Origin of the sequence: Agathobaculum sp. LCP25S3_E8 (assembly GCF_052117165.1) — a bacterium.
Taxonomy (GTDB): domain Bacteria; phylum Bacillota; class Clostridia; order Oscillospirales; family Butyricicoccaceae; genus Agathobaculum.
In genome coordinates this window covers 1-11,174 of sequence record NZ_JBQKJR010000031.1, presented here as the reverse complement: position 1 = coordinate 11,174, position 11,174 = coordinate 1, and the positions used below count along the sequence as shown (strand labels likewise).

The 11,174-nt window shown below is 53.7% G+C and carries 12 protein-coding genes; 2 read left to right on the top strand and 10 right to left on the bottom strand.

Annotation, left to right across the window (positions count from 1 at the left end; all coding sequences use genetic code 11):
• Positions 1–80 precede the first annotated feature (80 nt).
• From ACTQ34_RS11120 to ACTQ34_RS11080, 9 genes are all read right to left on the bottom strand, one after another.
• A complete protein-coding gene (locus ACTQ34_RS11120; protein ID WP_441363877.1) occupies positions 81–1,307 on the bottom strand; it encodes a CAP domain-containing protein in 1,227 nt (408 codons plus the stop codon).
• Between the two features lie 216 nt (positions 1,308–1,523).
• Positions 1,524–2,375: a class D sortase gene (locus ACTQ34_RS11115; RefSeq protein ID WP_441363876.1), complete on the bottom strand. Its 852-nt coding sequence runs from the start codon at positions 2,373–2,375 to the stop codon at positions 1,524–1,526.
• A complete protein-coding gene (locus ACTQ34_RS11110; RefSeq protein ID WP_441363875.1) occupies positions 2,341–3,768 on the bottom strand; it encodes a hypothetical protein in 1,428 nt (475 codons plus the stop codon). Before ACTQ34_RS11110 ends, ACTQ34_RS11115 begins: the two co-directional genes overlap by 35 nt.
• Before the next feature lie 15 nt (positions 3,769–3,783).
• Positions 3,784–4,572 carry a PcfB family protein gene (locus tag ACTQ34_RS11105; RefSeq protein ID WP_441363895.1) on the bottom strand — a complete coding sequence of 263 codons (789 nt, stop codon included), beginning with the start codon at positions 4,570–4,572 and terminating at the stop codon, positions 3,784–3,786.
• A complete protein-coding gene (locus ACTQ34_RS11100) occupies positions 4,466–5,950 on the bottom strand; it encodes a relaxase/mobilization nuclease domain-containing protein (RefSeq protein WP_441363874.1) in 1,485 nt (494 codons plus the stop codon). Before ACTQ34_RS11100 ends, ACTQ34_RS11105 begins: the two co-directional genes overlap by 107 nt.
• The gene (locus ACTQ34_RS11095) at positions 5,950–6,258 is read right to left on the bottom strand and encodes a plasmid mobilization protein (RefSeq protein WP_441363873.1); all 309 of its coding nucleotides are present in this window, start codon (positions 6,256–6,258) and stop codon (positions 5,950–5,952) included. The genes ACTQ34_RS11100 and ACTQ34_RS11095 overlap by 1 nt, the downstream gene beginning before the upstream one ends.
• 105 nt (positions 6,259–6,363) lie before the next feature.
• Entirely contained in the window at positions 6,364–7,344 is a 981-nt protein-coding gene (locus ACTQ34_RS11090; RefSeq protein ID WP_441363872.1) for a toprim domain-containing protein, read from the bottom strand.
• Entirely contained in the window at positions 7,313–7,588 is a 276-nt protein-coding gene (locus ACTQ34_RS11085; RefSeq protein ID WP_441363871.1) for a hypothetical protein, read from the bottom strand. The genes ACTQ34_RS11090 and ACTQ34_RS11085 overlap by 32 nt, the downstream gene beginning before the upstream one ends.
• Before the next feature lie 364 nt (positions 7,589–7,952).
• Complete coding sequence (locus ACTQ34_RS11080; protein ID WP_441363870.1) at positions 7,953–8,294, bottom strand: hypothetical protein; 342 nt, start codon at positions 8,292–8,294, stop codon at positions 7,953–7,955.
• 236 nt (positions 8,295–8,530) lie between these two features.
• Here ACTQ34_RS11080 and ACTQ34_RS11075 point away from each other — a divergent pair, with 236 nt between their 5' ends.
• Both ACTQ34_RS11075 and ACTQ34_RS11070 read left to right on the top strand, forming a co-directional pair.
• The gene (locus ACTQ34_RS11075; protein ID WP_441363894.1) at positions 8,531–9,589 is read left to right on the top strand and encodes an IS30 family transposase; all 1,059 of its coding nucleotides are present in this window, start codon (positions 8,531–8,533) and stop codon (positions 9,587–9,589) included.
• 168 nt (positions 9,590–9,757) lie between these two features.
• Positions 9,758–10,903, top strand: a complete 1,146-nt coding sequence (locus ACTQ34_RS11070; protein WP_441363869.1) for a tyrosine-type recombinase/integrase — start codon at positions 9,758–9,760, stop codon at positions 10,901–10,903.
• Here the strand turns inward: ACTQ34_RS11070 and ACTQ34_RS11065 are convergent.
• Positions 10,866–11,174, bottom strand: a 309-nt coding sequence (locus ACTQ34_RS11065) for a hypothetical protein (protein ID WP_441363868.1), incomplete at its 5' end; no start/stop codon positions are given. The two genes, ACTQ34_RS11070 and ACTQ34_RS11065, sit on opposite strands and share 38 nt — an antisense overlap.

Below are 11,174 nucleotides of genomic sequence, written 5' to 3'. Positions count from 1 at the left end.
TCTGTAAAGTATTCATTTTCTACAGGTAAAAGAAAAGAGCGATTAGGTTGATCAACTAACCGCTCGTAAACTTTATATGTTTAGAACATACCAAAGATTTGGACACCATATATTTGTCCATACTGATTTTGGCTTAATGCAATTCCAATAGCATTAACCTCGTCGCTTAAAATCCATGCACGATGTCCCTGTGATTGCATAAAGGTGTTCATAAGTGAACTTGGCGTAGAAGATGTTGTACCTTGAATGATATTTTCTGTCTTGAAGTTTTTCACAGGTATTCCAACTTCGTCTAATAAATCATATGGGGTTCCTGAAGGACGATCATGCGAAAACTTTACTGTTATTTCTTCTGCACGAACTCGTGCCATTTCTTGAAGTTTTTCATTAAAAACCACAGACTCCAGTCCTCGTACTGTTCGTTCTTCATTGACCAAGTTCAGCATCTCATCTTCCCATGCACGCAGGGTTTCATCGCTTACACTGGAGATGTTAGTTTCGTTACCAGTATCACTGTTTTCACCGCTAATGTCTTGTCCCAGCGCCTTGCGCAGCTCATCTGCCCAGAAATGGTTTACCGTGCGGTCATCTTCGAACGAAACCGCGTCTACCGGCGCTCCTTTCATGGCGTCCAGTGCAGCGATAACATCCTCTACCGTGCCGTCTGCTTTGCCCGTGATGACCGGCGCATACTGCTTAGCGGTCGTGAGGTATTTGCTCTTATCCCAGTTGCATTTAATCATGGCCTGATTAAACTCCGCCATGGTTTTGTTCCACTTGGTAATCGCGCTGCCGCTGGCAGACGTTGTGCTTTCGGTGTACGGCGCATCCGTATCGATGCGGACGCTTGCCGTCGCATTGTCATAGCCCACACCAAAGTCCACCTGCTTGCCGATATCGCGCAACTTCACATAGTTGTTGCCGTCGATCTGGTAGGCGGTCATGTTGACCTGTACGCCATCCACCGTGATGCGCTGGTCACTGATCTTAGCCACCGCGCCGCTTGCCGCCGTGTCCGAGATACCCTCGGTGCTGGGGGCGGTGCGCGCCGTGCTGATCTCAACGGTCTGCGTCTCGCCGTTCCACTCCACGCCAAAGCCTACGAGCGTACCAATATCGCGCAGTTTGAAATAATTGTTGTCCGCTATATTGTAGCCCGTAGGATAGACGTGGGTGTTATCGACGTAAACCGTCTGCCCTTTTTCACGGGTGGGAACAGCTGCTACCGCATTGGCAGCACCAGCAAACGGTACTAAGCCGGCTACCATAGCCGCGCTGAGCGTCGCTGCAATAATGTTCTTTTTCATATCTGATGCCCTCCATTCCGGTCTGGCTTTTATCTCTCTTTTGATATTTTTATTATAGCAGACGCTTGCGAAACCGTCAATGGAAGCACACATAATTAAAACAAAATATATGCTTTAATAATTGTTTTTGCGTTTTTTATCAGATATATTGAACAAATCACAGGTTGTGGATAACTTTGAAAATCCGATGCAGTTTTGCCCGTTACGGCCGCATGGTCACACTGCAGCGGCCTGCACACACCAGCGGTAGGTCTGAGCCTGATCGGGTACGCAGGTGACAAGCGTCAGGATGTTTTCATTCGTGGGGTTGAGAACATCGACCTCATACTTGGAAATCTTGCGCACGCTGTAAACCTCGTAGGTGCGGGTGCCATACACGGTCGTATAGGTGATTTTTGAACCGGCAGACAGGTTCCAAATTCCAGCGAAATAACCGTAGCTGCCTCTGTTGTGGCCGCAGAACCCAACATTGCCGTCCCATGCGCTGGTGCCTTCAAAGTGCGCCACACCCAGCCGCAGGTTGCTTACCGTTTCGCCGTCGTACACTTTCTTTGTCACACCGAGCGCAGGGATGGACAGCGTGCCGATACTGCCGTCTGCATAGGCCATACCGTCCACTGGGGTGTAGCCCGACCCGATGGCAGCATCCGCGCCGCCGCCCGTATAGCCGCCCATGCCGCCGGTTGTGGTACTGTCGTAAATCGGCTCGCTGCTCACCGTACTGCCCTCAACATCAGGCGGCATGATGATCGTGCCGCTGCCGCCTGTCACCGTGCCGTTTTCCGTCACGCCCGGCGCAAAGCCGGCCTGTGTGCTGTGCGGGAACATCGGCTCCACACCGGAGATGTCCGGTGTCAGCAACTCTCCTGTTCCCAGCACATCAGCGGATGCCGAACCAAATTCCGGCGGCACGAACGCGCTGTCTTTACTGATGTTAACATTGGCCTCATCATCACCGACCACCGTGACCGGCTCCGTTGACGTTGGTTCACCAAAGTTGCCGCTGGATGGCGCATCGTATGTATACGAAAGCTTAGCCGCCAAGGCCGGGGTACTCATCATCGCCATCGCCATCATCCCGCACAGCGCGCGGCGGACCGGCGGGTGCAGCATCCCCGTCCTGCACGGGTTCCGGAGGCGGCTGGGTTTGTCCGGCCTGTTCAGCGGCGTCCGGCTCTCCCGCCCATTCCTCCGCATCAGCCCATTCCTCTTCCGGCGGTGCAGCCAGAAGCATAGCAGCCTGCTCTGCTTTCCGCTGCCTGCGGCTGCGGATCGCGGCTTTGATCTTTTCCAATGGTCCAAAGATGTACTGTGCCTGCCGCAGTTCTTCCTCTTCGGTCCGTTTCTGTTTTTGCCTTTCACGCAATTTCATCTCCGTTTCCTTCATCGTCTGCTGCGCTTTGTCCCGCGCCTGCGCCGCCATGGCCTGCATCTGCGCCATCATGCGCCTGCACGCAGGGGGACGGAGCGCAAAAATCATCATCAATACGCCAAACACGGCGCACAGCACCCAGCTGACCGGCACGCTTCCTGCGCCTTCCTCCAGCGGCTGCGCATCCTGTCCCTGCGGCAGAATGCCGGTCAGGTCAGGCGGCGTGAGATCCTCTTCCGGCTCAATCACAATGGGTTCGCCGCGGAAAACCGCGATATACCGCATACAGTCGTTGTTCCGGTGCGATACCTCGCCCGCATAGGTGGCCGTCACCGTATAGCCCGTCGTGCGGCTGGAGGTAGCGGTGCCGGTATAGGTCACAACTGCCGTATAGGTGGTTTCCATTGTGCCGAGATTGTCTGTTTCCCCGGTTTCAGGCGTCCATTCAATATCACTGAATGTCAGTGTGTGACCGTTGTCCTCAATCGTTTTGGGGATATCCGTCATATCCATTTCCGGCATATTGGGATATTCCCGTGTTGCGGATAACGGCTCGGACACGCTTTCCGTACCCGCCGCTTTTGTGGAAATACTGGAAACATCCAGATAGGCCGTGCCGCTGTACCCGTCCTCCGTTGCCACCGTCTTGCTTTTGGGTAGCAGCGCTATAACATCGTTGGAGTTATCCGAGGTAGAGGATACTGTCACGTTTTCCGAGTGCATCTTACGGTCTATATCCGGCATTTCAATGCGCAGGATATCCTCCAGCACATAGTGCATCCCGCCGCGGTCAAATTCCTCCTGCGGGATCTGGTCCGGTGATACAGTTTTCGGCACATCGTAGATCTTCTTGCAGGTAAGGCCGTCCGAACTCATCTGCACGTCTACCGGATAGTAAGCCGACTCCGTTTGGATTTCCGCCGTGGTTTTTTCCTCGGCGGTTTTTGCATCCGTTTTTTCCATGCCTTTTTCGGCAGCAGCGACCGTTGCCGGCTGTGCAGCGGGGGCGGCATCCGCCGCAAGCGCCTGCACCGGCGATGCGCAGGCAAGCAGCAAGGCGGCGGACGCGCAAAATATCCTGATCTTCAATTTCATCATCTCCTGTTATCTGTCCGGTGTCTTTGGCAGTTTCGGCTTCCCAATGTGTTTGCCGGGCTGCTTTAAGTGCTGCGGTTCGTGGGCGGCGCGCTCCCTGATCCCCGCGATTTTTTCTTTTACAGACTGCCTGCCTTCGCGGCGCGGCGCAGCCTGCCTGTCCGCTGTTTTGTCCCCGCTGCGCTCCGGCATGCCGAGCGCCCGGGCAAGCTCATCCTGCACCGCGCGGAGCACCGCCCGGCATTCTTCCGGGTTTGCACCCTGCTCCATCGCGGAGCGGATGCCGGTAAGGCTGGACAGCATCCGCTCCGCCTGCGCGCGGTCAATTGTAGCAGCTGTACTCGTCCGGGGCGCGGCCTGAGCCGGCGTCCCCTGCATCATCTGCGTCATCGTTGATTCCGGTCCGTGCTGCGTCCCACTGCCGGATGTCGGCAATGCGCTTTCGGACGGACCGGTTTCCGCGTTTTTTTCACTCACACTCACTTCTGCACCAATCTTCTCGCGAATCAGGTTTGCATTTGGTACATCATCTTGCCGGACAATAATGTCCACAGTTTCCGGGTGGTCTTTGTCCCGGACAATGGAGAACATTACGCCATATTCTTTTGCCAGATCGGAAAACGCTTTCATTTTTTCCGCAGGCAAGGGGAATGTGGTCAAAGCAGCGCCGGACTGCAGCAGCTTGGTAATATCACTTTTCCCTGCAATCTGTTTCTCGTTGCGGAGCACCGCCACGAGAAGCGCCGCGAGATTGACCGCGCCCTTCGCTGCGAGCTTCACTGCGGATTCGGTCACCATGAGTTCCATGCGGAGCATCTGGTCCGCCGCCGCGCTTTCTGGATTCATATTGCTTTCCTCCCATCGTTTTCGCGTGGATTGTTTTTTCTTCTTTTAACGCTGCCGCCAGCTTTGCTTCCATTGCCGGGGCGGCATTCTGTATTGCGGTACAAATACGCTGCTGCTTTCTCAGGTCGCGCAGCGTATTTGTGATCTGCCCGGCCATGCTGCGGATCTGCTTTTCCTCCGCCCCCGGCCTGCGCAGGTCTGCATACAGCCGTGCGCGCCGGTCTGTCAGGATATCCACTTCGTTTGCCAGTGCATCCGCATACATGGACACATCTTTTGCGGTTTGCAGATGATTGTCCCGCAGGAAATAATACTGCGCGGCATACCGGTTCAGCTTTTTGAGTTCCGCCATCAGTTCACCGCGTACATAGCGCGGCGCTTTGCGCTTTTTCACTTTGCCCAGCATGTAGAGGTACCGCCAGTACAGCGCCCGGAAACCGCGCAGTTTTTTCCTGCTCCTGGGCGCGGGGGTATGCGGCTGCACGCGGTATTTTTTCCGCTGCCGCCCGTCCTGCCACTGCGTGCGGAGCTGCCGGATATTCCGGTCTACCACGCCGCGCTGCGCCTCGATGCGCTCCGCAATGCGCCGGGGGATGTATTCTTCCCCCAGCGACCGCAGGCGGATAAACCGCGCCGCCTGCGGGTGGCGGACTGTGATGTATTTCCGCCGGTCGTTGATGCGGATCTCATACCCGCGTGCGCGCAGCATATCCCAGAATTCGTTCAGCGTATGCGCCTGCGCGATGACAATATCAATGTCCTCCCGTATCATCCCGCGGACTGTGGGGCGGTTCTCCTGTTCCGCGCGCCACTCCGCATAATGCTTTCCTGCTTTGACGCGGGGCGCATCGATCACGGACAATCCATGCGCGCGGCAGATTTCGTCCGATATGCCGCGCAGTTCATAGAGAGTCTGCGGCGTGGAACGGTACTTGCGGCCATCCACAAACGACACGGAATTGACGATGATGTGATTATGCAGATGGGGCTGGTCCGTATGCGTCCCGATCACCACTTCAAACCGTTCGCCAAAGCATCGCTCCGCAAATTCCAGCCCAATTTCATGCGCCTGCTGCGGCGTTACTTCTCCCGGTTTGAAGGACTGGATAAAAAGATAACCCAGCACTTTATCTTCTTTCCCAAAATATTGTTTTGTGCGGGTCATTTGCTCATAGGCGTCATCGCAAAAGCAGTTTACTGCATCTGTCAATGTATCGGGCAGACCGTTGAGGTTAGGGAATCCCTTGCAGTAGGTTTTCTGCGGATTGAGCGTATACTTAATTCGGTCGTCCAAACGCGAACGGATCGCGTATACCTTCAGCACTGCCATTACATCAGGCGCTCCAACTGTCCTTCGATTTTTTCCTGTTCTGCCGCGAGCTTTGCCAACGCTTCCCTTGGCACGTTGCCGGAGATATGCGCCAGCTTGACGATCTGGTTTACATTCCGGCCAACGCCGCGCACCTGTTTCTGCACATCCCGCAGCACTTCCAGCGGGATAGTTTTTACCTCGGAACTGGTGAGCATCCGGCGAAAATACTCCGACATTGACAGGTGCGTTACTGCAATTTTTTCTTTTAACAATGCAAGTTCCTCACTATCCAATCGGATAATGATTTGATTTGAACGTTTCCGCATTTTGTTTTTCTCTCCGTTCCGTCCGTCTGGGGGTTTTAGGGGGCTTTGCCCCTTAACAAGCTGCATTTGGATAGCCAAATGCTATGCTTGCAAATGCACAAGTTTTTAGTTAGCTAAAGCAATTTCGCGCGTCTCGCGCGAAGGCGGCGCCTGTCCTTTCTGCTGGCGCTTAACGCGGAGCTGGTCGTTGAAATCCTTTTCCTGCGGCACGCAGACTTTCAGTTCAATTTCCGGATGCCGCTCCCTGAGCAGCCTGAAAATATTCTGCGACGCCTGCCGCCCCTTATCGTCGTTATCCAGCGCAAGGACGATCCGCTTAAAAGGGAAATTCTTCAGCTGCCGTTCCAACGCGGGCGGCAGTATTTCTTTGGACGCGGTAACGCCGCCCAAAGAAAGATAGCTGTCCTTCCGCCAGTCCCTGCCGCCCAGTTTACGCAGCGTTGCGACCGAGAGCGCGTCTATCGCGGCTTCGCAGACATAGAGTGTCTGCCCGCTGCCTTTCATGCAGAAGCCGCAGCTTTTATCACTGCCGGCCTGCTCGATTTTGAAACCGGAGTTTGATGCTGTGCTGCGCAGCATTGCATACCGCGCTGTGCCTGCTTCGTCATGCCCTACGAACACAGCGTTGTGATGCGCTGCGTCCTCATAGATCAGCCTGTGCTTCATGCAGTGGCTGATGATCCCAGGGTCTATGCCGCGCGCGCACAAATATGCAAACACGCGGCGGCTGTCCCTGTTTTTCTGCGGCAGTTCGAACGGTGTACGCGGCGGCGGCTCGCGCGCTGCCGGGGCTGTCCCGGGATGCGTATGGTATGCATTGCCCGCCAGCATCCGCACCGCTTCCTGAAAGGTCATGCCATGCACTTTTTCAAGATAACTGATCGCATCGCCGCCGCCGACGCCCTGTGAAAACCAGTTCCACCGCCCGTCTGCCGAGATGCGCATACTGTCATGCGAACGCAGCGTCCAGGACTGCCCGATCCGTTTCAATTCGCCGGGCTGGTACTGCTGTAAAAACGATAACAGGTCCGCGCCGCGCGCCTGCTCCAGCTGCTCATCCGTGATCCTTCTGCCCGACGCCGTCATGGCTCACACCTCCGTCCCTGTCCGCCATGCTGTTCCTTTTCTGTTCCGCTTTCAGCCGCACCAACAGCTGCTCCGCCTGCGCATAGTCCGGCGCAAGCTCGCTCAGCTGCTCCAACAGCGCACGCTCCTGCAGTTTCTTTTTCTTTTCCCCAAGCTGCACGATTTTATTTTGCAGCGCTTTGACCTTCCCCTGATACCGGGCAATATCGCTGTCTATCCGGTGCAGCTGTTCATTGGTTGTCACCCTGTTCACCTCCGTTGTCTTTGGATTTTTTTGCGATGGTGTTCAGCCGCCATCGCCCGCTGTTGCTCTTCCTATCCTCTAACGGTCTGCAACTACCCGGTGCTTGCTTCTCAGGAGCACACCCATGCTGTTCGGTTTTCAAGGTACAGCAGAGGCTTCCAAAAAGTGCGCCGGTAAAAAAGCCTCTATATATAGCTCTATAAGGGGGGTGTGTTAGGGTGGTTTTCTTCATTGTTTACAAAATGTTCACAAAATCACAGCATTATCATACACAGTGTATGATAATTTCCTGCTTCTGGGCAAAAAAGAAACGCACCGGTTTTCCGGTGCGTTGACGGTATTCAACTGGTGTTCTGGAGGGGACTTACCCGTCATACAGCGGCAGCGCCCCAAGCATCTGCGTATAGGTTGCCAATGCTTCGGCAAACTCCTCAGACTGCTCCACTTCACGCAGCAGTTTCAGCTCTGTCTCCCTGCGCGTGCTGCCGCGCTCCGTGCTGATATATGCGGCAAGGATTTTCATGTCTGGGCGCGTGTCCAGGTTCCTGATCCAAACGTCCCCGAGCATATTCCCGTTTGCGGGGTCTTTTACATACTGCACAGCCACCTCTATCCCGCTGAAGCCGTATGCCTGATCCGGGCGCAGCTCATACACAAAATAGTATCCGGGCAGCATCTCCGGTATGTTCCTTTTTTTCTGCATCATCATCACATTCCCTTGTTCTTTTTTTAGTTCCTGCTGCTATTACATCAGATAAGACGGCGGCTGTCAAGGCGGCGGCTGTTTTTTCCTTTTGTAATTCTTCACAAGAATTTCATTGCATTTTTACGATATAATCTATTAAAGCGATAAAGCGTTTTTGCTGTTTTTATGATATAATCCTAAATGCACAACATACCGTGGAGGGATACATAGTGAAGCACAACAAAAAGGGGAATTCAATGCGGCGGTGGCATAAGGGGCAGCACCTGAAATGGGACCACCGGCTGATTATAGAACGGATGCGGCTGCGCGGCGCAACAACGCGGGAAATTGCGGGCGTCATTGGGTGCAGCCATGTGACCATTGTGAAGGAACTGAAGCGCGGGCAGTATGTCCATACCAACTCCGACCTCACCACGGAAGTGCGGTACTCGCCTGAGCAGGCGGAGCGCCGCTGCCGTGAAAATCTGGCGGCAAAAGGCCCCCAGTTGAAAATTGGAAACGACTTCAAACTGGCAAACGACCTTGAAACGCTGATCGTGAAAAAGCATTTTTCTCCCGCTGCGGCGCTTGCAGCGGTCCGCGCAAGCGGCAAGCCGTACACGGCTTCCATTTCCACGGTCACGCTTTACAGTTACATCAAGGGCAGCGTACTGAATATTTTGCCGAAGCACCTGCCGTTTCAGAAAGGCTACCGGATAAGGGGCGGCAAGAAAAACAAGAAGCAGAAACGCACGTCTGCCGGCACCAGCATCGAGCACCGTCCTGCGGAAGTTGATCTCCGCAATTCTTTCGGGCATTGGGAAATGGATACGGTCTATACCTCGAAGTCCAAAAAGGCAAAGCTCACGCCGACGCTGCTTGTGCTGACCGAACGGCTGACCCGCAAGGAGATCATCATGCTTATGCGCGACCGCACCGCCGCCAGCGTAGTCCGTGCCCTGAATGTGCTGGAGCGCAGCATGGGGGCTGAGAAATTTTCCAAGGTGTTCCGGACGATCACGGTGGACAACGGCATGGAATTTTCCGACTTTTGCGGCATGGAAAAGTCTGTGCTGCGCAAGCGCAAGTCACGGACTAAGGTCTACTACTGCCATGCCCATCGCAGCTGCGAGCGCGGCAGCAACGAGAATGCAAACAAGCTGATCCGCCGCCACCTGCCCAAGGGGACTGACCTGTCCAAGGTGACGCAGAAGCAGGTAGCGGAGATAGAGGAGTGGATCAACAACTACCCGCGCAGGATTCTGAACTGGAAAACAGCGAATATGCTGTTCCGGTTCTTCATGGATCGGCTTTGATATAACGGCTTATATTGGCGTTGGGGACAGTCTTGGAGGGCTGCCCCTGTTTCCCATGCCTGCATTTCTGTCATAGCGCCTGTTTTTCATCTGCACCCGCCTTTTCTCAGCATGATAGAATTGCGCAAATTAAATAATTATTTATGACAAACTTTGGTAACTTTAACCTTGAAATTTACGATGGTAACAAAAGAAAAATCGGGATGGTCTGCCCGTGCCAGTTGGTATGACGAAGCCGGAAATCGCAAGCGAAAGCTGAAAACTGGATTTCCTACCAAAAAAGCTGCGTTGGAATGGGAACGGCAGTATATCGAATCGCATGCCGGTCGCCCGGCAGATGCCGACACGATGACCGTACACCAGCTGCTTATTGCCTATATTGAGGCTTGCAAGCTGCGCGGCCGCGCAGCGAATACCATCAGGGGGTACGAAGACTGCGCCGCCTTGCTCGACCGCGAGTTAGGACCCGTCCCGATTAGCAAGCTTAATCGCATCAGTGTTGAAACTGCCTATGCAAACTTGCGCAAGGCAAAAAGCAAAAAAGGAACGCCACTACGACGCGGAACAATCGCTTATGCGCACCGCGTACTCAAGGCCGCCTGCAATTATGCCATAGACAGTAAACTGATGCAGAGTAACCCGTGCAACAAAGCCATATTACCACAAGATGTCGAGCCGTTTTGCGCCTCAGTAATCAAGGCTGATGATGCGCGTACGATCCTTGAGATCCTGCCAAACTACGACGGGCAACTGTATCTGGTGATACTTCTCTGCGTTATCTACGGCCTGCGCCGCGGCGAAGCTCTTGGCTTGAGATGGGCTGATATTGATTTTGACAACGACACAATCACGATATCCGGACAATACACTTATGGCGAGAAAGGTAAACCGATATGGGTGCCAACACTAAAAACCAGCAGCAGCCACCGTGTTGTATATCTCGTTCCGTATCTCAAGGATGTACTTCTTGCTGTGCGGAAGGCCTTTCCGCGCGATAGGATTGTACAGTATGTGTGCGAACTGGACGGAAAACTGCCATCCCCCAATGCGATTACCCGGCGCTGGTATACGTTCCGCGCAAAGTACGGATACGATAAGGTTCGGATACATGACCTCCGACATTCTGCTGCCATGATGATGATTCAGGGAGGTGCTGACCTAAACACGGTCAAAAATGTTTTGGGGCATACCAAGATTGAAACCACGCAGAGATATTTGCACGAAGATTTCGATACAGCCGCTGCTGCATCCAAACGAGTGATTGAAGGGATATTTCCTACTCTCCCGAAGGACGATGCAACTGCCGAGAACTAAAAAAAATCCCCGGCGTAAACTGCCATCGGCAGAACGTCGGGGAAATTTTTTCGAGAAGGTTGGGCCACTTTTGGGCCACTTCTAAGAAAATGCCGTATTTTTTGCAAAAATTATACTCAACTTTTTCAGCGATAAAAAAATAAAAAGTACCGAAACCAAATCTGAACTGCACCCCATTTGTTAGACAGTATGATATACTGGATAACAAGTGGGGTGCTTTATTATGCCAAAAGGAATACCAAACAAACGCTACACACCAGAATTCAAGAAG

What these genes read in the sequence shown, in the direction of transcription:
- ACTQ34_RS11120 (WP_441363877.1), bottom strand. Translation starts at nt 1,307, where the DNA reads ATGAAAAAGAACATTATTGCAGCGACGCTCAGCGCGGCTATGGTAGCC.
- ACTQ34_RS11115 (WP_441363876.1), bottom strand. Translation starts at nt 2,375, where the DNA reads ATGGCGATGATGAGTACCCCGGCCTTGGCGGCTAAGCTTTCGTATACA.
- ACTQ34_RS11105 (WP_441363895.1), bottom strand. Translation starts at nt 4,572, where the DNA reads ATGGTGACCGAATCCGCAGTGAAGCTCGCAGCGAAGGGCGCGGTCAAT.
- ACTQ34_RS11100 (WP_441363874.1), bottom strand. Translation starts at nt 5,950, where the DNA reads ATGGCAGTGCTGAAGGTATACGCGATCCGTTCGCGTTTGGACGACCGA.
- ACTQ34_RS11095 (WP_441363873.1), bottom strand. Translation starts at nt 6,258, where the DNA reads ATGCGGAAACGTTCAAATCAAATCATTATCCGATTGGATAGTGAGGAA.
- ACTQ34_RS11090 (WP_441363872.1), bottom strand. Translation starts at nt 7,344, where the DNA reads ATGACGGCGTCGGGCAGAAGGATCACGGATGAGCAGCTGGAGCAGGCG.
- ACTQ34_RS11080 (WP_441363870.1), bottom strand. Translation starts at nt 8,294, where the DNA reads ATGATGCAGAAAAAAAGGAACATACCGGAGATGCTGCCCGGATACTAT.
- ACTQ34_RS11075 (WP_441363894.1), top strand. Translation starts at nt 8,531, where the DNA reads ATGCGGCGGTGGCATAAGGGGCAGCACCTGAAATGGGACCACCGGCTG.